The organism is Falsiroseomonas sp. (assembly GCF_051859025.1).
GTDB lineage: Bacteria > Pseudomonadota > Alphaproteobacteria > Acetobacterales > Acetobacteraceae > Falsiroseomonas.
In genome coordinates, this window is record NZ_JBHYGL010000012.1 from 160,875 (window position 1) to 179,524 (window position 18,650).

The 18,650-nt window shown below is 70.4% G+C and carries 20 protein-coding genes; 8 read left to right on the forward strand and 12 right to left on the reverse strand.

The genetic code is table 11. From position 1 onward, the window contains the following. Positions 1-13: 13 nt before the first annotated feature. Genes ACTIE5_RS12880 through ACTIE5_RS12895 form a run of 4 tightly spaced genes read left to right on the forward strand, consistent with a single transcriptional unit; the run spans position 14 to position 2,806 of the window. Positions 14-478 carry a chemotaxis protein CheW gene (locus ACTIE5_RS12880; RefSeq protein ID WP_439550106.1) on the forward strand — a complete coding sequence of 155 codons (465 nt, stop codon included), beginning with the start codon at positions 14-16 and terminating at the stop codon, positions 476-478. Next, positions 475-882: a response regulator gene (locus ACTIE5_RS12885; RefSeq protein WP_439550107.1), complete on the forward strand. Its 408-nt coding sequence runs from the start codon at positions 475-477 to the stop codon at positions 880-882. The genes ACTIE5_RS12880 and ACTIE5_RS12885 overlap by 4 nt, the downstream gene beginning before the upstream one ends. Next, entirely contained in the window at positions 879-1,988 is a 1,110-nt protein-coding gene (gene cheB, locus ACTIE5_RS12890) for a chemotaxis-specific protein-glutamate methyltransferase CheB (protein WP_439550108.1), read from the forward strand. The genes ACTIE5_RS12885 and cheB overlap by 4 nt, the downstream gene beginning before the upstream one ends. After that, a complete protein-coding gene (locus ACTIE5_RS12895) occupies positions 1,985-2,806 on the forward strand; it encodes a CheR family methyltransferase (RefSeq protein ID WP_439550109.1) in 822 nt (273 codons plus the stop codon). Before cheB ends, ACTIE5_RS12895 begins: the two co-directional genes overlap by 4 nt. Positions 2,807-2,851: 45 nt before the next feature. Here the strand turns inward: ACTIE5_RS12895 and ACTIE5_RS12900 are convergent, their stop codons facing one another. From ACTIE5_RS12900 to ccoN, 9 genes are read right to left on the reverse strand one after another with little or no spacing between them, the layout of a single operon-like run. After that, positions 2,852-3,028, reverse strand: coding sequence for a hypothetical protein (locus ACTIE5_RS12900; RefSeq protein WP_439550110.1), 177 nt, complete (start codon positions 3,026-3,028; stop codon positions 2,852-2,854). Further along, positions 3,025-3,186 (reverse strand): cbb3-type cytochrome oxidase assembly protein CcoS, encoded by a 162-nt coding sequence (gene ccoS / locus ACTIE5_RS12905; protein WP_092956893.1) that lies wholly within the window; start codon positions 3,184-3,186, stop codon positions 3,025-3,027. The genes ACTIE5_RS12900 and ccoS overlap by 4 nt, the downstream gene beginning before the upstream one ends. After that, positions 3,183-5,540, reverse strand: coding sequence for a heavy metal translocating P-type ATPase (locus tag ACTIE5_RS12910; protein ID WP_439550111.1), 2,358 nt, complete (start codon positions 5,538-5,540; stop codon positions 3,183-3,185). Before ACTIE5_RS12910 ends, ccoS begins: the two co-directional genes overlap by 4 nt. Then, on the reverse strand, positions 5,537-6,019 hold the full coding sequence (locus ACTIE5_RS12915) for a FixH family protein (protein WP_439550112.1): 483 nt from the start codon (positions 6,017-6,019) through the stop codon (positions 5,537-5,539). The genes ACTIE5_RS12910 and ACTIE5_RS12915 overlap by 4 nt, the downstream gene beginning before the upstream one ends. Further along, on the reverse strand, positions 6,016-7,503 hold the full coding sequence (gene ccoG, locus ACTIE5_RS12920) for a cytochrome c oxidase accessory protein CcoG (RefSeq protein ID WP_439550113.1): 1,488 nt from the start codon (positions 7,501-7,503) through the stop codon (positions 6,016-6,018). The genes ACTIE5_RS12915 and ccoG overlap by 4 nt, the downstream gene beginning before the upstream one ends. 18 nt (positions 7,504-7,521) lie before the next feature. After that, entirely contained in the window at positions 7,522-8,394 is an 873-nt protein-coding gene (gene ccoP, locus ACTIE5_RS12925; protein WP_439550114.1) for a cytochrome-c oxidase, cbb3-type subunit III, read from the reverse strand. 13 nt (positions 8,395-8,407) lie between these two features. Continuing rightward, positions 8,408-8,575 carry a cbb3-type cytochrome oxidase subunit 3 gene (locus ACTIE5_RS12930; protein WP_439550115.1) on the reverse strand — a complete coding sequence of 56 codons (168 nt, stop codon included), beginning with the start codon at positions 8,573-8,575 and terminating at the stop codon, positions 8,408-8,410. Positions 8,576-8,589: 14 nt separating this feature from the next. After that, positions 8,590-9,318 (reverse strand): cytochrome-c oxidase, cbb3-type subunit II, encoded by a 729-nt coding sequence (ccoO, locus tag ACTIE5_RS12935; RefSeq protein ID WP_439550116.1) that lies wholly within the window; start codon positions 9,316-9,318, stop codon positions 8,590-8,592. 13 nt (positions 9,319-9,331) lie between these two features. After that, entirely contained in the window at positions 9,332-10,828 is a 1,497-nt protein-coding gene (gene ccoN, locus ACTIE5_RS12940; RefSeq protein ID WP_439550117.1) for a cytochrome-c oxidase, cbb3-type subunit I, read from the reverse strand. A gap of 169 nt (positions 10,829-10,997) precedes the next feature. Between ccoN and ACTIE5_RS12945 the strand changes: the two genes are divergently transcribed. After that, a complete protein-coding gene (locus ACTIE5_RS12945) occupies positions 10,998-11,792 on the forward strand; it encodes a DUF2189 domain-containing protein (RefSeq protein WP_439550118.1) in 795 nt (264 codons plus the stop codon). Here ACTIE5_RS12945 and ACTIE5_RS12950 read toward each other — a convergent pair whose 3' ends face one another. Together ACTIE5_RS12950 and ACTIE5_RS12955 are read right to left on the reverse strand one after the other, a co-directional pair. After that, positions 11,793-14,222, reverse strand: coding sequence for a calcium-binding protein (locus ACTIE5_RS12950; protein ID WP_439550119.1), 2,430 nt, complete (start codon positions 14,220-14,222; stop codon positions 11,793-11,795). It lies immediately after the preceding gene. A gap of 99 nt (positions 14,223-14,321) precedes the next feature. Next, positions 14,322-15,092: an urease accessory protein UreH domain-containing protein gene (locus ACTIE5_RS12955; RefSeq protein ID WP_439550120.1), complete on the reverse strand. Its 771-nt coding sequence runs from the start codon at positions 15,090-15,092 to the stop codon at positions 14,322-14,324. Between the two features lie 110 nt (positions 15,093-15,202). On the opposite strand from ACTIE5_RS12955, the gene pdxA reads away from it, so the two are divergent. Together pdxA and ACTIE5_RS12965 are read left to right on the forward strand one after the other, a co-directional pair. After that, positions 15,203-16,216: a 4-hydroxythreonine-4-phosphate dehydrogenase PdxA gene (gene pdxA / locus ACTIE5_RS12960; RefSeq protein WP_439550121.1), complete on the forward strand. Its 1,014-nt coding sequence runs from the start codon at positions 15,203-15,205 to the stop codon at positions 16,214-16,216. Between the two features lie 5 nt (positions 16,217-16,221). After that, positions 16,222-16,944, forward strand: coding sequence for a pyridoxine 5'-phosphate synthase (locus ACTIE5_RS12965; protein WP_439550389.1), 723 nt, complete (start codon positions 16,222-16,224; stop codon positions 16,942-16,944). A gap of 1 nt (position 16,945) precedes the next feature. Here the strand turns inward: ACTIE5_RS12965 and ACTIE5_RS12970 are convergent, their stop codons facing one another. Then, the gene (locus tag ACTIE5_RS12970; protein WP_439550122.1) at positions 16,946-17,317 is read right to left on the reverse strand and encodes a hypothetical protein; all 372 of its coding nucleotides are present in this window, start codon (positions 17,315-17,317) and stop codon (positions 16,946-16,948) included. A 246-nt stretch (positions 17,318-17,563) separates the two neighbouring features. On the opposite strand from ACTIE5_RS12970, the gene ACTIE5_RS12975 reads away from it, so the two are divergent. Then, complete coding sequence (locus tag ACTIE5_RS12975) at positions 17,564-18,595, forward strand: dipeptidase (protein WP_439550123.1); 1,032 nt, start codon at positions 17,564-17,566, stop codon at positions 18,593-18,595. Positions 18,596-18,650: the final 55 nt, after the last annotated feature.

An 18,650-nucleotide genomic window follows, 5' to 3' on the forward strand; every position in this document is an offset into this window, starting at 1 on the left:
GGGGGAGGAAACGGTGCAAACCCAGTCGATCCAGTCGAGCATCGCCGATGCCGACCTGTTCCTGACACTGACGGTGGCGGGGCAGACCTGTGGCGTGCCGGTCCTCGTCGTGCGCGACGTGCTCGGCCCGCAGACCATCACCCGCATCCCGCTGGCACCGCCGGAGGTGGCGGGCAGCCTCAACCTGCGCGGCCGCATCGTCACCGCCATCGACCTGCGGCGGCGCCTGAACCTGGCGCCGCGCCCGGCGGAACAGCAGCCGATGAGCATCGTCGTCGAGATGGCGGGTGAGCTCTACAGCATGCTGGCCGACGGGGTGGGAGAGGTGGTGCCGCTGCGCCCGGAGGACAGCGCCCCCAACCCGCCGACGCTGGACCCGCTGTGGCGGGAGGTCTCGCGCGGCGTGCACCGCCGCGACGGCCAGCTCCTCATCGTGCTGGATGTCGAACGCGTGCTGACGATCGGCGGTGGCCGATGAGCGCGCCGAACGCCATGCCGGCGAAGCGCGGCTGCCTGGTGGTGGATGACAGCAAGGTGGTCCGCAAGGCCGCGCGCCGCATCCTGGAAAGCCTGGGCTTCGAGGTGCGGGAGGCCGAGGACGGTTCCAAGGCGCTGGAGGCCTGCCGCGAGGCGATGCCGGAACTGGTGATGCTGGACTGGAACATGCCTGTCATGGACGGCATCACCTTCCTGCGCGCCGCCCGTGCCGAATTCGGCCCGAATGAGCCGATCATCGTGCTCTGCACCACCGAATGCGGCTTCGACCGGATCCTGGAGGCGCTGGAAGCCGGCGCGCAGGAATACGTGATGAAGCCCTTCGACGCGGAGATCATCGGCGGCAAGCTGGCGCAGCTCGGCCTCATCCAGGCTGCGGCCGCGTGACGCTGGCGACATCCGTCCGGGTGATGCTCTGCGATGACAGCGCCGCGGCGCGTGCTGTCATGGCGCGGATGCTCGCCACCGATCCCGCGATCGAGGTCATCGCGAAGGCGACCGACGGCACGGAGGCCGTGGCCCAGCTTTCCGCGATGAAGGCGATGGACCGTCCGCAGGTGATCCTGCTGGACCTGGAAATGCCGCGCATGGACGGCATGACCGCCCTGCCGCATCTGCTGCGCGTGGCGCCGGAGACCTCCATCATCGTGGCCAGCGCGCTGAGCCAGCGCGGCGCCAAGGCGACGATGGAGGCGCTGCGCGCCGGCGCGGTGGACTATGTGCCGAAGCCCTCCGCCGCCGCCGGCGGCATGAATGGCGGGCAGTTCCAGGCGGAGCTGGTGGCCAAGGTGAAGGGCTGGGCGCGCATGCGCCGGCGTGCCCCAACCGCCGCGCCCATGCCCGCGATGCGGATGGCGTCGGCGATGCCGCCGGCGCTCGCCGTCTCGGCGCTGGGCGCCATGGCGCTGAAGCCGCGGGTCATCGCCATCGGGTCCTCCACCGGCGGGCCGCAGGCGTTGGCGGCGCTGGTGGCGAAGCTGAACCGGCCGCTCGCCGTGCCGGTGGTGGCGGTGCAGCACATGCCGGCGGGGTTCACGACCCTGCTGGCGGACCATTTGAACCGCATCGGCACGCTGCCCTGCAGCGAGGCGAAGGACGGGGAGGCGCTGCTGCCAGGCCGCTTCTACCTGGCGCCCGGGGACCGGCACCTGCTGGTCCAGCAGGCCGGGCAGGGCTTCGTGGCGCAGCTGTCGGACGGGGCGCCGGAGAATTTCTGCCGCCCGGCCGTGGACCCGATGCTGCGCAGCCTGGTGGCGTCCTGCCAGGGCAAGGTTCTGGCCGCGATCCTGACCGGCATGGGCAGCGACGGCCTGGCCGGCAGCCGTGCCCTGGTGGCCGCCGGCGGCCAGGTGCTGGCGCAGGACGAGGCGAGTTCGGTGGTCTGGGGCATGCCAGGCGCGGTCGCCAAGGCGGGGATCGCCGCCGCCATCACGAGTATCGATGAAATCGCGGAGCGCATTGTCGCTGCTGGCGGAAACGGAAGGCGCACATGAGCAGTGATGGATTCGCTGACGTCGCGGGCGTGGTTCGCCGCCGCTCGGGCATCGTCCTGACCGATGACAAGGCCTATCTGCTGGAAACGCGGCTGGGGCCGGTTCTGCAGAAATTCGGGCTGGCCTCCATCGGCGCGCTCGGCGCGAAGCTGCGGCAGCGCCCGGATGAAACGCTGGAACGCGCGGTGGTGGAAGCGCTGACCACGCACGAAAGCTCCTTCTTCCGGGACGGCAAGCCCTTCGACCATCTGGCGAAGCAGCTGCCACGGATGCTGGCGCCTGGCCGCACGGGGCCGCTGCGCATCTGGTCCGCGGCCTGTTCGACGGGGCAGGAACCCTATTCCATCGCGATGCTGGTGGCGGATGCGCTGGCGGGACGCCCGGGGCCGAAGGTGGAGATCCTGGCCACCGACATCTCCGGCGACGTCATCGGCCGCGCGAAGCAGGGCGTCTACACCCAGTTCGAGGTGCAGCGCGGCCTGCCGATCCGGTCGCTGGTGAAGTACTTCAAGCAGGATGGCGCGAAGTGGCGCATCAACCCCGATATCAGCGCCATGGTGCGGTTCGAGGAACGGAACCTGCTGGCGGACCTGTCCTCGGTCGGCAAGTTCGACGCGATCTTCTGCCGGAACGTGCTGATCTATTTCGACGCGCCGACCAAGACGCGGGTGCTGGACGCGCTGGCGAAGCGTATGAACCCTGACGCCGTCCTCTACCTCGGCGGTGCGGAAACGGTGCTGGGGCTGACGAACCGCCTGGTGCCCGTTGCCGGCGAACGCGGCGCCTATGGCGTCTCGGAACAGCGCGCGGCGGCGTGACGGCCTGATGATCCCGCGCCCCGTGGCGCGGGATCATCCACCATCTCAGTGGCGTGCCGCGTCGACCTCGTCGAAATGCCGCTTCACCAGGAACAGCGCGAACATCACGCCGAAGCCGAACAGGCCATAGCCGAAGATGGCCAGGGCGGCGTCATGCGCGGCCGCTGCGGTGGCCAGGCCGAGCACGGCGGTGATGGCGGAGAAGACCAGGAAGTAGATCATCGGCGGGACTCCTTCTGCGGTTGATCGTCGAACAGGATGCGGGACGCGGCGCCATCGAGGTCGTCGTATTGACGGTTCCGCAGCGTCCAGAGGAACAGGGCGAGCGCCAGCAGGCCGAGGAACAGGGCCGCCGGCACCAGGAAGACCAGGGCGTTCACTGGGAAGTCTCCTTGCCCGCGCGAAGCGCGTTCAGAATGACGATGATGGAGCTGCTCGCCATCACGACGGCAGCGATCAGCGGCGTGACGAAGCCCAGCACCGCCATCGGCACGGCGATGATGTTGTAGGCCAGGCTGAAGGCGATGTTCTGCTTCGCCAGCCTCTGCGCCCGTCGCGCCGCGCGGATGGCGGCGGGCAGGGCGGAAAGCCCATCGCCGCGCAGCACGAGATCCGATGTCGCCTGCGCGATATCCGTGCCCGTGGCCGGGCTGGCGGAGACATGCGCCAGCGCCAGCGCGGCGGCATCGTTGATGCCATCGCCCACCATCAGCGGCCGCGCACCCTGCTGGCGCAGCGCCTCGATCCGCGCGGCCTTGTCGGCGGGGGTGGCGCGGGCCTGCCAGGGGCCGATGCCGGTCGCGATCGCCGCTTCCTCTACCGCCCCGGCGCCATCGCCGGACAGCAATTCGGTGGTGAGGCCCAGCGCCTGCAACTCCGCCACGACGCGCGCGGTATCCGGGCGCAGCGCATCGGCGAAGCGGAACAGCGCCGGCGCCTGGCCGGGCGATGACAGGCACAGCGTCATGCCGGAATCCTCGGCATTCCGCACCCCGCAGAAGACGGCGCTGCCAAGCAGCACCTCCCCGTGCCGCAGCCCCTGGCCCGGGACCTCCACCACACCCTCCAGCGCCGGCGCATCCGGGCAGGCGCGCACCAGGGCCTGCGCCAGCGGGTGCCGGCTGCCATGCGCCATGGAGGCCGCCAGGCGCAGCGCCGCGTGGTCCCGCGCGGCATCCTCCACCAAGGTGGGATGGCCCATCGTCAGCGTGCCGGTCTTGTCCAGCACCACATGGTCGGCGGAGGCCAGGCGCTCCAGCGCGGTGGCGGAGGCCACCAGCACGCCGCGCCGGAACAGCGCGCCCACGGTCGCCACCTGCACTGCCGGCACCGCGATGGCCAGGCCGCAGGGGCAGGTCACGATCAGCGCCGCCACGGCCGGCACCAGCGCCGCCTGCCACGCCAGGCCCATGCCGAGCCACCAGCCGAGGAAGGTCGCCGCCGCCACCGCATGGATGATGGGCACGTACCAGCGCGCCGCGCGATCGGCGATGGAAACGAAGCGCCCGCGCCCCTGTTCCGCCTTCTCGATCAGCAGGCCGAGCGCGGCGAGCGAGCCATCCTTCGCCGCGGCGGTGACGCGCAGCGTGAAGGCGCTGCCCATGTTGACGCTGCCCGCCATCAGCGCGTCCCCGGCCGCGATGCGACGTGGCAGCGCCTCTCCGGTGGTGGCGCTGGTATCCAGCAGCACCTCCTGCACCGCCACGCCATCGAGGCGCAGGCGATCACCCGTCGCGACCAGCAGCATGTCACCGGCGCGGACGCTGACGACCGGCACGGCGCGCGTCGATCCATCGGCCAGGCGCAGCTCCACGCTGCCCTCCTGCAGCGCCAGCAGTTCCGCCACCGCCTGGCGTGCGCGGCGGCGCATGCCCCTGTCCAGCACGCGGCCGGCCAGCAGCAAGGCGAGCAGCGCGGTCGCGCCATCGAACCAGGTATAGGGGCCGTTGCGGATCGCCTCGCTGAGGCTCATCGCCGTGGTCGCCAGCACGCCGAGCGACACGGCGAGGTCCATGTTCGCGCGTCCCGCGCGGATGGCGTGCCAGGCCGATCGGTAGAAGGGCATGCCCGCCACCAGCACCGTCGGCAGGCCGAACAGCGCCGCCAGCCAGTGCATCAGCGCGCGGGTATGCTCCCCCATGTCGCCGCCGACCCAGACGGCGACGGAAACGAGCATGACGTTCATCGACCCGAAGGCGGCGATGCCGAGTGCGCGGATCAGCTGCCGCCCTTCCTCATCCTCCGTCGCGCGCAGGCAGGCGGGGGACCAGGGCGCGATGCGGAAACCGAGCCGCGCCACCAGCGCCGCCAGCGCCCGCGCCCGTTCGGCATCGCCGCGCCAGCGGATCGACAGCCGCCGGGCGGTGAGGTTGACGCGCGCGCGCAGCACATCGGGTTCCGTCGCCAGCGCCTGCTCGATCAGCCAGACGCAGGCGCCGCAGGACAGGCCGCTGACCATGAGGTCCAGAGACTGCGTGCCATCGGAGCCGTGCTGCGCGAGGGAGGCGAAATCGACGGCGGAGGGCACATCCTCCGGCCGCAACGCGCCGGCCACCGCTTCCTGCCGCGCATAGAAGGCGGAAAGGCCGAGCCCCTGCACCAGGGCATGCGCGGCGGCGCAGCCATGGCAGCAGAACTCCCCCTGGCCTGGCGCCAGTTCCGCGCTGCAATGCGCGCACTGCGCGCGGGACAGGCCCGCTGTGAAGGGGCGCGGAAGGCCGACGCTGGCGTTCATGGCAGGATCATCCGCTGGCGGATGTCGATCGCCTGGCCATTCGGCCCGAAGAAGCGCAGCACCGCGTCCCACTGGCCGGGCTGGCGGGCTCCGGTATCGGCGCGGAAGGTGCCCGTCGCGGTGGCGACGAAATCCAGCGGCAGCGTCGTGCCCTCCAGCGGCCGCAGCAGCCGGCCCTCGATCCGCCCCGGCACGGCGATGCCGGTGCGATCCTTCACCACCACCACCACACTGCCGCCGCGCAGCTGGACATCGGCCGCCCAGCCCAGCGCCGCCTGGCGCGACGCGGCCTCGATCACGTCGTTGTAGGTGCGGCCACGATCAAAGGCTCGCCCGGTGGTGACGCCGGTGAAGGTGGTGAGGGCGAAGAACACCAGCACCAGGTTCACGACGACGACGAGCAGCATGCCGCCAACGAAGACCCAGGGAATCCAGCGCCCGCGCGGCAGGGCGGCGGGCTTCATGACCATGTCGCTCATCGTGCTTCGGGTCCCAGGAAGATGCTGCTTTCGCTGATCACCGTCCGGCCCCGGCCATCGACCAGGCGGAAGGTGACGGGGATGGAGGCGCGGGTCGGCGTGCCGGGCGGCTGCGTCAGCAGCACGCGCCATTGCGTGATGCCGTCCGGCCGCGTCGTGACCATCGGGCGCTCGCCAGGCGCTTCCTGCACCTGCATCAGCAGGGGCGTGCGGCTGTCCAGCACCAGCGCGTAGGTGCCGATATCGCGGTCCTTGTTGGCGATCTTCAGCGTATAGGCGTTGCGCACCCCGCCATCGGACAGCGTGACGAACAGCGGCGCGCGGTCCCGCAGCACCGACAGCGTCACGGTCTGCCGCAGCAGCCAGGCGCCGAGCATGATGGCGACGACGGCACCCAGCATCCCGGCATAGAGCAATGTCCGCGGCCGGATGAAGCGCGGCGTCTGCCGCACTTCCATGCCCGTGCCGCAGCGCGCGGAGGACGGCGGCAGGGCCTTCGTCGCGGCGGTGGAGGCGGCGAGGTTCGACAGCGTCTCGAAGGCGATCAGGCCCTTGGGCCGATCGAGCCGCATCATGATGTCGTCGCAGGCATCGATGCAAAGGCCGCAGCCGATGCATTCCAGCTGCTGGCCATCGCGGATGTCGATGCCGGTCGGGCAGACATTCACGCAGGCCTGGCAATCCACGCAATCGCCGACGCCATCGGCCTTTGCCTTGCCGCGGGGCTCCCCGCGCCAGTCGCGGTAGCTCACGACCAGCGAATTCTCATCCAGCATCGCGGCCTGGAAGCGCGGCCAGGGGCACATGTAGGTGCAGACCTGTTCCCGCGCCCAGCCGGCCAGCACATAGGTCGTGGCGGTGAAGAGGCCGAAGAAGAAATAGACGTCGAGCGAGGCGCCGCCGGTGAGCAGATCCACCGTCACGGTCGGCGCATCGTTGAAATACATGATCCAGGCGCCGCCGGTGGCCGCCGCGATCACCAGCCAGGCCGCATGGGTCAGGCCCTTCTTGCGCAGCTTCTCCAGCGTCCAGGGCTGCTTGTCGAGGCGCATGCGTTCATTGCGGTCGCCCTGCACCAGGCGCTCCACCCACATGAACAGGTCCGTCCACACCGTCTGCGGGCAGGCGAAGCCGCACCAGACGCGGCCGAAGAGGCTGGTGGCCACGAACAGCCCGATGGCGCCCAGCACCAGCAGGCCGGTGAGAAAATAGACCTCCTGCGGCCAGATCTCGATGAAGAAGAAGAACAGCCGGCCATTGGTGATATCGACCAGCACCGCCTGGTCCGGCGCGCCGGGACCACGGTCCCAGCGCAGCCACGGCACCACGTAGTACAGCGCCAGGCACAGGATGAGCACGGCCCACTTCACGCGTCGCACCGGGCCCTTGACGGTCTTCGGATAGACCTTCACCCGATCCGCGTAGAGGGATGGCGGCGGCGTCGCGTCTGGCTTGAGGCGCTCGGGCGCCTGGATCGTGCTCATTGTCCTGGCCCTGCTGCTTCAGTTCTCGCCGCCGCCCAGCGCGTGGACATAGACCGCGAGCATGTTGACGATCGCGGGGTCCAGGCGCTGCCCCCAGGCCGGCATCACGCCAGCGCGGGCATAGGCGATGCTGCGCGCGATGGAGGGCTTGTCGCCGCCATAGAGCCAGATCTGGTCCGACAGGCGCGGCGCGCCGACGTCCCGGTTGCCCTCGCCACGCTCGCCGTGGCAGGCCGCGCAATTCTCGGCGTAGAGCGTCGCACCGCGCCCCGCCGCGGCCGCATCGGTCGAGCGGTTGGTGAGGGAGAGCACGAATTCCGCCGTATCGTTCACCTGCGGCAGGGTCAGCACGCCATCGGCCAGAAAGCGCGGCATCTGGCTGGTGCGTTCGTCGTCGCTTTCGCCGGCGCGGATGCCGTTGGCGATGGTGTGGCGGATCGCGTCATACGTGCCGCCCCAGATCCAGTCGTCATCGGCCAGCGACGGGAAGCCGCCCGTGGCACCCTGGCCGCCGGCGCCGTGGCAGCCCGCGCAGTTGTTGGCGAAGGCGATGCGGCCACCGGCCACGGCAAAGCCACGCAGTTCCGGGTCCGCCGCGATCGCCTGCGGATCGGATGCGCGGATGCGCGCCAGCATCGGCTCCATCCGCGATTGCGCGGCGCGCACATCGCCGACCACCGCTTCCCGCGCGATCCAGCCCGTGACGCCCGTCGCCCCCTGGAAGGGGAAGGCGGGATACAGCACGACCCAGACCGCGGCGAAGGCGATGCAGGCATACATGGTGTAGAGCCACCACCGCGGCAGCGGCGTGTTCAGCTCCTTCAGCCCGTCCCACTCATGGCCCGTGGTGTCGGTGCCGGTGAGGCTGTCCTTCTCGATCTTGGTAGGCATCGCGTCACACTCCTCAGGACAGGCGGTCGCGCGGGTCGTCGCGGAAGGGGATGTTTCCCGATTCCTCGAACCGGCGTTTCCGCTTGGGCGACAGGGCGTAGAACAGGATTCCCGTGAACAGCACGAAGAACCACACGACCCAGATGGTGGAGAAGATCGGCTGCAGGTCGGTGAGCGTCATGATGGCGTGCCCCCTCACTGCTGCCGCAGCTGGTCGGGCGTCACGTCGCTGAAGCGGACGAGCGTGCCGAGCATCTGCAGGTAGGAAACCAGCGCATCCATCTCCGTCACCACGCCGGCATCGCCATCGAAGACGCCCTGGCGGGCACGGGCGTAGCGGGTGGCGAAGGCGCTCGCGTCGCGGTCCGGGCGGGCCTGGGTCTCCAGGTCGGCGCGGGCGTTGGCGATCATCTCGTCGCTGTAGGGAACGCCGACATTGCGCTGGGCGCGCAGGTGGTCGGCGATGTCCCCATAGGCCAGCGGCCGGTCGAGGAAGGCGTAGGGCGGCATGATGCTTTCCGGCACCACGGCGCGCGGGCTGCGGAGGTGCGCCGCGTGCCAGTCATCCGAATAGCGGCCGCCGACGCGCGCCAGGTCCGGCCCGGTGCGCTTCGACCCCCACTGGAAGGGATGGTCGAACATGCTCTCCGCCGCCAGGCTGTAATGGCCGTAGCGCTCCAGCTCGTCCCGGAAGGGGCGCACCATCTGGCTGTGGCAGGTGTAGCAGCCCTCCCGCACATAGATGTTGCGGCCCATGAGCTCGAGCGGCGTGTAGGGGCGCACGCCCTGCACACGCTCGATCGTGCTCTCCACCGTGAACAGCGGCACGATCTGCGCGAGCCCGCCGAGGGAGACCGTGATGAGCGTGAGCACGCCCATCAGGACCAGGTTCTTTTCGATGATTCCATGATTGAACCAGCGCATTGCCGGGTCCTCCTTATTCAGCCGGCGCCGGGACGGGCATGGCGAAGGCGGGCAGCGCGGCCGGCTCCTCGCTCTCGCCGCGGGTCACGGTCATCCAGAGGTTGTAGGCCATGATCAGCGCACCGCTGAGGTAGAGCACACCGCCCAGCATCCGGATGACGTAGTAGGGGTGCATCGCGGCGACCGTCTCGATGAAGCTGTATTGCAGGAAGCCCAGCTCGTCATAGGCGCGCCACATCAGGCCCTGCAGGATGCCCGACACCCACATCGCGGTGATGTAGAGGACGATGCCGAGCGTCGCGATCCAGAAGTGCCACGACACCAGCTTCTCGCTGTACACGCCCTTCTTCGCCCAGAGCTTCGGGAACAGGTAGTAGAGCGCGCCGAAGGTGATGAAGCCGACCCAGCCCATGGCGCCGCTATGCACATGGCCGATGGTCCAGTCGGTGTAGTGCGAAAGCGCGTTCACCGCCTTGATGGACATCACCGGTCCCTCGAAGGTGGACATGCCGTAGAAGCCCACGGCGGTGACGGAAAAGCGCAGCCCCGGGTTGGTGCGGAGTTTGTCCCACGCCCCCGACAGCGTCATGATCCCGTTGATCATCCCGCCCCAGCTCGGCATCCACAGCATGATGCTGAACACCATCCCGAGCGTCTGCGCCCAGTCCGGCAGCGCGGTGTAGTGCAGGTGGTGCGGGCCCGCCCAGATGTAGAGGAAGATGAGCGACCAGAAGTGCACGATCGACAGCCGGTAGGAATAGACCGGCCGTTCCGCCTGCTTCGGGATGATGTAGTACATCATGCCGAGGAAGCCCGCGGTCAGGAAGAAGCCCACCGCGTTGTGGCCGTACCACCACTGGATCATCGCATCCTGGACGCCGGACGCCAGGCCGTAGCTCTTGGCGCTGCCGAAGCTGATGGGCAGCGCCAGGTTGTTGCCGATATGCAGCATGGCGACGGTGACGATGAAGGCCAGGTAGAACCAGTTCGCCACATAGATGTGCGGCTCTTCCCGCCGCAGGATCGTGCCGCCGAAGGCGACGAGGTAGTGCACCCACACCACCGTCAGCCACAGATCGACGTACCACTCGGGCTCGGCGTATTCCTTGCCCTGCGTCACGCCGAGCACATAGCCCAGCGCCGCCGCGACGATCATGAACTGGTAGCCCCAGAACAGGAACCAGCCCATCGGCTCCCCGCCGAACAGTCGCGCGCGGCAGGTGCGCTGCACGATGTAGAGGCTGGTGCAGAACAGCGCGTTGCCGCCGAAGGCGAAGATCACCGCGCTGGTATGGACGGGCCGGAAGCGGCCGAAGGTTGTCCATTCCAGGTCGAGGTTCAGCAGCGGCCAGGCCAGCTGCGACGCGATCACGACGCCCACCAGGAAGCCGACGACCCCCCAGAACACGGTCGCAATCGCGAAGGCACGGATCGGTGCCTCCACATAGGCCTCGTGCCGTGCAACCGCGGCCGTTCCGGCCTGGTTGGCGGCGTAGCCTGCTACAGCCATCGCATCGATCTCCCCTGCGCATGCCTCGGTCGCGATCGGACCGGCGCTATGCGGGGCAGAGGACACCTTCCCAGACTGGGCGTCCTTGATGCGGATCAATTACCGCGGCGGTGTCCCGTGCCTATGCTGCGGTCCAAGGAAGCCGCACCAGGAAGATGGAATCCCCCCGATGAACGGCGAAACCGCGCCCATGGCCAAGACGGAACAGGTGAGGGCCGGGATGCCCAGCATCACGCTGGTGCCGAATGACCGGCCCTGGCGCTGGCTCGCCGCCGGATGGCAGGACCTGATGGCGGTGCCGCATCTCGGTTTCGTCTATGGCGGTGCGGTCGTCGTCGCGGGATGGGCGCTGGTGGTGGTGCTGCTGCAACTCGGCAGCGCCTGGGCGATCCTGCCCGCCACCGCGGGCTTCTTCGTCGTCGCGCCCCTGCTGGGCGCGGGCCTCTATGAGGTCAGCCGCCGGCGTGAGGCAGGGGAGGAGACGGGCTTCCTCGCCTGCGCCTACGCCTTCCGCCGCAACGGCACGCAGCTTGCGCTGATCGGCACGGCGCTGCTGCTGATCCATCTCTTCTGGATCCGCATCGCGGGGCTGCTCTTCGCGCTGTTCTTCGGGCTCGGCTTCTCCCCGGCCATCGAATCGCTGCCGATCGCCATGCTGCGCTCCGATAACCTGCTGCCGTTCCTGGTTGTCGGCACCGGATTCGGCTTCGTCCTCGCCTGCGTGTCCTTCGCCATCTCCGCCGTCTCCATCCCGATGATCATCGACCGCGACATCTCCGCCTTCGAAGCGGTCGCCGTCTCCGTCACCGCCGTCCTGCGCAACTGGCGGGCCATGGCGCTGTGGGCGGGGCTGATCGTGGTGTTCACGGCGATGGCGCTGGTGCCGTTCTTCTTCGGCCTCGCGCTTGTGCTGCCGCTGATCGGGCACGCGACCTGGCACTGCTATCGCGACCTGGTGCGCTGACTAGACCAAAACGATGTCCGCGGCACCGAGCGTGGTGGGGCTGATCCCGGCCAGCAGCACACTGTGCCCGGTGCCGAGCGGCAGCAGCGCGCCGCCGTCGCTCGACTGGAAGGCCGCCAGCGCGGCGGCGGCCGTGGCATAAAGCGCCGCCGGTATGCCGATCCGATCCTCGCCCCGCGCGAAATCCTCCACCACCTCATGCCCGCCCGCGACCTCCATCAGGTAGAGGTCGGCGCCCGTGCCGCCCGCCAGCGTATCGTTGCCGCCGCCGCCCTGCAGCGTATCCGCGCCGCCCGCCCCCAGCAGCAGGTTCGCCAGCGCATTGCCGCGGATGATGTTGGGCAGCGCATTCCCGGTGCCGGAGACGAGGGTGCCGAGCAGCAGCAGATTCTCCACCTGGCTGGGCAGGATGTAGCCGCCGCCGACCAGGTCGGCATGCACCCCGTCATTGCCGCCCCCCGGTTCCTCCACGATGACATCGCGCGTCGAATCGATCAGGTACACATCATTGTCGGCGCCGCCGATGAGGAGCGAGCCGAGGCGATCCGCGGCCCGCCCATCCAGCGTATCCGCCCCCGCGCCGCCGCGCAGTTCGTCCCCGCCGCCGGTGCCGGCCAGCAGCAGGTCGTTGCCGGCATCGCCCTGCAGCCAGTCGGCGCCTTCCGCCCCATCCAGCGTGTCATTGCCCGCGCCGCCCGACAGGACATCGCGCCCGGTGCCGCCCGATGCCCAGTCGTCGCCGTCATTGCCGCTCAGCAGATCATTGCCCGCGCCGCCCAGCAGCGAATCCGCGCCCGCGCCGCCGAAGCCGAGGTCCACGCCGTCACCGCCGCTGATCGAATCGGCGCCGTCGCCACCCGCCAGCAGGTCCAGCCCCGCGCCGCCATCCAGCGTATCGCCATCGGCCCCGCCCAGAAGCCGGTCATCCCCGCCGCCGCCCAGCAGCGAATCGGCGCCGGCGCCGCCATCCGCCAGGTCGTTGCCATCGCCGCCGGACAGCAGGTTGGCGCCTTCATTGCCGAACAGGCTGTCGGGTCCGGCGGCGCCGAACAGGGCTAGGTTGCCGGCGCCCGTGGCCAGGCGCAGGCGCTCGATCTCCGCCGGCATGGTCATGGCGCCCGCCGTCACGATCTCATCCACCCCGCCATCGGGTTGCTCGACCCAGACATCGCCGGCGGCCAGCACGTAGGTGTCGTTGCCCGCGCCGCCGATCAGACTGTCATTGCCCAGGCTGCCATCCAGCAGGTCATCGCCATCGCCGCCCACCAGCGTGTCGGCGGCGTCGCCACCCAGCAACACGTCGTTGTCGGCGCCGCCATCCATCGAATCGGCTTCCGTGCCGCCATCCAGCGTGTCGGCGCCGGTACCGCCCGACAGCAGGTCGTTCTCCGACCCACCGAGGAGGGAATCGCCGCCGTCGCCGCCGTCCAGCGTATCCGCGCCGGTGGAGCCATCCAGCATGTCCGCGCCATCATCGCCGGCCAGGCGGTCATGGCCTGACCCGCCGCGCAGCGTATCGTTGCCGGCGGCGCCCAGGGCCGTGTCGTTGCCGCCGCCCGCGGTCACCAGGTCGTTTCCCGCACCGCCGTCGATGGAATCATTGCCGATGCCGCCGAGCAGCGAATCATTGCCGTCCCCGCCCGCCACCGTGTCGTTGCCGCCACCGCCATCCAGGCTGTCATTCCCCGCGCCGCCGCCCAGGCTGTCCTGGCCATCGAGCGTGGCGATGGTGTCGTTGCCGCCATGGCCGAACATCGCATCCGCCGCGGCGCCGCCGGCCAGCGATTCCGCGGCATCCGTTCCGTCCGTGATGCTGAAGGCGGGCAGGGGGCCGGGCTGCAGGATGGTGACGCCGACGACGAAGGCCGCCAGGTTGCGGCCGTCCGACACCTCGATCATCACCTCCCGCGTCGTGCCGCCCTGGCCGATCAGGTCGACGCCCTGCCGCAGGCGCAGCGTGGTGCCCACCATCTCGAACCAGGCGGAATCGGGCCAGGCGACGCTGTATTCCAGCGTGCCGGCGCTATCCGGGTCCTCTGCCAGCAGCATGCCGATATCGGCGCCCACATCGGTGGCCAGCACGACGCCGCCGGTGAAGAAGCGCAGGTTCTGCGGCGGCGTGTCGTCGGTGCCGACCAGCTGCACCGCGTAGCTCGTCGGCAGCGCCACCCAGCCGGATGCGGTGCGGACGGTCAGGCCGAAGCGGAAGACGAAGCCGTCGCCCAGCGTCTCCGCATCGAAGATGGCGGCGGGCGCGATGCGGACGCGGCTTCCCGCCCCCTCCAGCGTGGCGGAGAAGGCGCCCGCGCCCTCGCCCGTCAGGGCAACCTCCAGCACCGCGCCGGACAGGGCCAGGGTGGCGGACCAGTCGGCGGGCTGCGCATTCTCGAAGATCGTGGCCGGCACGGTGCCGGTCACCACCACTGACATCAACGGGGCCCCATCCTGGTGGCGGCGCCATCAAGCCGGGATTGGGTTGACGCGCCGTCAACGGGATTGGGTTGACGCGCCGTCAACGGCCCCCTGGCATCAGGCCGCCAGGCGCAGCGCCGCGCCAGCCAGGACCACGGCGTTGAGGGCGAAGAGCGCGGCGCCCAGGAGCTGCAGGCGCGGCCCGAGGGCCCGCAGGAAGAACCGGCCGAGAAAGGCGACGCCCACCAGCGACGGCACGGTGCCCAGGCAGAAGGCCGCCATGGCCACCGCCCCCGCCAGCGCGCTGCCCGTGGCCGCCGCCGCCGCCAGCGCGGCATAGAGCAACCCGCAGGGCAGGCCAGACAGCAGCAGCCCCAGCCCGAAGCCCCGCGTGCCCCCGGGTGCGGCCAGCAGCGGCGCCATGCGTGCCGTCAGGCGGCCTGCCAGACCCTCCGCCGGTCGCAGCAGCCAGGCAGGCACCAGCCGCCCCGGCGCCACGCGCCAGCGCCCGGGCAGGCGCTGCAGGGCCTGCAGCGCCATCAGCAAGGCGGCCGCCAGCAGCAGCGCCGCCAGCACATGCCGCAGTCCCGTCACCTGGTTCAGCGCCCCCGCCGCCAGCCCGCTGAGGCCCCCCAGCGTCGAGTACCCCACGATCCGCCCGGCATGGTAGGGCAGCAGCGCCGCCCCCGAGAGGCGCGACAGCGTGCCCCCCGACCCTACGGCGGCGCTGGCTTGCGCAATGACGAAGGGGGCGCACATGGCGGCGCAATGCGTCAGCCCGCCCGCCAGCCCCGCCAGGAACAGCGCCAGCGCCACCATCGGCACCCCGCCGGGTCCGATGGCTGCCAAATCGTGCAGGCAATTCGCGATCATGTCCCACGATGGCATGGTTGCGCGCCAACCGGCTTGCGCCAGATCAAGCCGCGATGCCGCCGCGGGGGTGACGCGCGGCCCGGCGGGTGCTTTTACCGCCCCGCAGGCGCCGACGGAGGATGATCGTGCAGCACGGGACCGTGCCGGCCCCCCCGTTGGGCGCCCCCTTGGCCCTCACCATGGGCGAACCCGCCGGCATCGGGGGGGAGATCGCGGCCAAGGCGTGGCGGGCGGTGCGCGCCGCCGGGCCGGCCTTCTTCCTGATCGGCGACCCTTCCCTGGTGAAGGACGCCCCCGTGGCGCTGATCGAGGCGCCCGAACAGGCCGCCGGCGCCTTCCCGCACGCCCTGCCGGTGCTGCCCCTGCGGCTGGCCGCGCCGGCCTCGCCCGGGATGCTGGACGCCGCCAATGCGCCCGCGGTCATCGCCTCCATCGAACAGGCCGTGCGCTTTGCCCTCGATGGCCGCGCGGGTGGGGTGGTGACGAACCCCATCCAGAAATCGGTGCTGACCGCCGCCGGCTTCGCCCATCCCGGCCATACGGAGTTCCTGGGCGAACTCGCCGGCACCGGCCAGCCGCCGGTGATGATGCTGGCCTGCCCGGGGCTGCGCGTCGTGCCCGTCACGGTCCACCTTTCCCTCCGCGCCGCGCTGGACCGCCTGACCACGGGGCTGATCGTGGAGCATGGCCGCATCGTGGCGGAGGCGCTGCGCCGGGATTTCGGCATCGCGGAGCCGCGCATCGCCGTCGCCGGCCTCAACCCCCATGCGGGGGAGGCCGGGACGATGGGCGAGGAGGATTTCCGCATCGTCGCCCCGGCGATCGAGGCATTGCGCGCGGCCGGCATCGCGGCGCGCGGGCCCTTCCCGCCGGACACGATGTTCACGCCGCGCGCGCGCGCCACCTATGATTGCGTGCTCGGCATGTACCACGACCAGGTGCTGATCCCGATCAAGACGCTGGACATGGATGGGGGTGTGAACATCACCCTCGGCCTGCGCATCGTCCGCACCAGCCCGGACCACGGCACCGCGCTCGACATCGCCGGGCAGGGCCAGGCGGATGCCGGCAGCCTTGTCGCCGCGCTGCGCCTGGCCGCCGAAATCGCCGAGACCAGAGGAAAGGCCCCCCGCCCGTGAAGCACCTGGTTCTGTCCATCAATGTCGATCACGTGGCCACCTTGCGGAACGCCCGCGGCGGCCATTTCCCGGACCCCGTCGATGCCGCGCAGCGCTGCATCGCGGCCGGCGCGGAAGGCATCACCATCCATCTGCGGGAGGACCGGCGCCACATCCGCGACCGCGACGTGGAGCGCATGAAGGCGGAAGTCGCCGCGCCGCTGAACCTGGAGATGGCGGCGACGGAGGAGATGGTGGCGATCGCGCTGCGCGTGATGCCGCACGCCGTTTGCCTGGTGCCGGAGAAGCGGCAGGAACTGACCACCGAAGGGGGCCTCGACGTCCTGCGCGCCGGGCCTGAGCTGGGGGAGGCGGTGAAGCGCCTGGCCGGCGCCGGCATCCGCACATCGCTGTTCGTGGAAGCCGATGCCGCGCCGATCGAGCGTGCGGCGGCGCTGGGCGCGGCCTGCGTCGAACTCCACACCGGCCTCTATGCCGATGCCGCGCCCGCCGATCGCGGCCCGATCCTGGCGCGGCTACGCGCCGGCGCCGGCATCGCGGTGGGTGCGGGCCTGGAATGCCATGCCGGCCACGGGCTGGATTACGGCAGCATCGCCGGCATCGCGGCGATTCCGGAAGTGACCGAGGTTTCCATCGGCCACTTCCTCATCAGCCAGAGCGTCTTTGAGGGGATCGAGAACGCGGTGCGCCGCATGCGCCGCCTGATGGACGACGCACGCGGCGTGTAGTTCAGGCGACCCGGCGCTGGTCCGGCTTCACGTCCGAATTGGCCGCGCGGACGGAAGCCGCCCAGCCCGGCGCCGCGGCCAGGAAGGCATCGAGCTGCTGGACGGACAGCGCCTCCAGATACTCGGTGGCGGTCGTGGCGGAGGGATCCCAGCCCCGGGCGAGGTCGGCGACGAGCGCCTCCATCCCCGCACTCGGCTGGGCGGGCGCCGCGTGCAGCTGCAATTGCAGCGCGCGGCGCGCGATGGTCAGGATTCGGGCTGCGGCATCGACGCGCATGCGCTCCGCCAGACCCTCTCCGGCCAGGTCGGCGATGGATCGGAGCGCGCGGATTTTCGCCGCCTCAGGCTCACGAACCCTACCCGTATCCGCCATGTCTCGACTTCTCCTGCTATCAACAGCGCCAAAAGCGACGCGTCGGCTGCCGCGGCTCCCCCCGCGACCACCCAGGGATGGGGAGCGCGCCGGGTCGATACAAGGCCGCGCGGAGGAAGGATGATGATCCCGTGACGAAATTCGCGGCGTCGGTCGACGGCATGCATAATGACGCGCCAGATGTATCGCAAAGGTTGACGATTCTTTGCGTCAACTCCGCTTAACATAAGGGAAAACACCGACACCATGGCGACATCCAGCAGTGAGCATGCAGCGCGCATCCATGCCGGCACGCTGACGCTCGACACCCATGTCGATATCCCCTGGCCCGCCATGTCGGACCCGGCGACGGCAACCACGCGCTGCGTCGATTTCGGCAAGATGCAGGCAGGCGGCCTGAAGGCCGTGGTCTTCATCGCCTATGTCCCCCAGGGCCCCCTGACCCCCGAAGGCCACGCCGCCGCATCCGCGCGCGCGGAGGCGATGCTGCTGGCGCTGCGCGGCACCGCGGGCACGCAGCCCATGCCGCGCCGCCTCTGCACCACGCCGGATGAGCTGGAGGCCTGCGCCGCCGCCGGCGAACTCGCCGTGCTGCTCGCGGTCGAGAACGGCTATGCGATGGGGGAGGATCTGTCCCGCCTGGCGCGCTGGCGCGAACTCGGCGCCATCTACCTCACCCTCACGCATGACGGGCACAACGCGCTGTCCGATTCGGCGCGGCCGAAGCCGGCATTGGGCGATGGACCCACCCTGCATGGCGGCCTCTCCGCCCTGGGCCGCGCCGCGGTGCGGGAGATGAATCGCGTGGGCCTGCTGGTCGATGTCTCCCACGTCGCCAAGCCCGCCATGCTGGAAGCGGCGGCACTGTCCACCACCCCCGTGGTCGCGACCCATGCCTGCTGCCACGAGCTTCGCCCGCATCCCCGCAACCTGGATGCCGAGCAACTGCGCGCGCTGCGGGATTGCGGTGGGCTGATCCAGGTCACGGCGGTGCCGAGCTTCCTGGTGGCACCCGGCGCGGATGGGCACGCACGGGCCACCATCGGCGATTACGTGGACCACGTGGACTACGCGGTGCAGCGCATCGGGCTGGACCATGTCGGCCTGTCCTCCGACTTCGATGGCGGAGGTGGGTTTCCTGGCTGGATGGATGCCAGCACGACCGGCGCCGTCACGGAGGAACTGCACCGGCGCGGCTATGGGGCGCGGGAGATCGGGCTGCTGTGGTCGGGGAATTTCCTGCGCGTGTGGCGCGACGTGCTGCGCAGCGCGCGGTAGGCCCGGGGGGAACGCTGTTCCCCCCGTACCCCCCATGCCAGGGGCGAACCGCCCC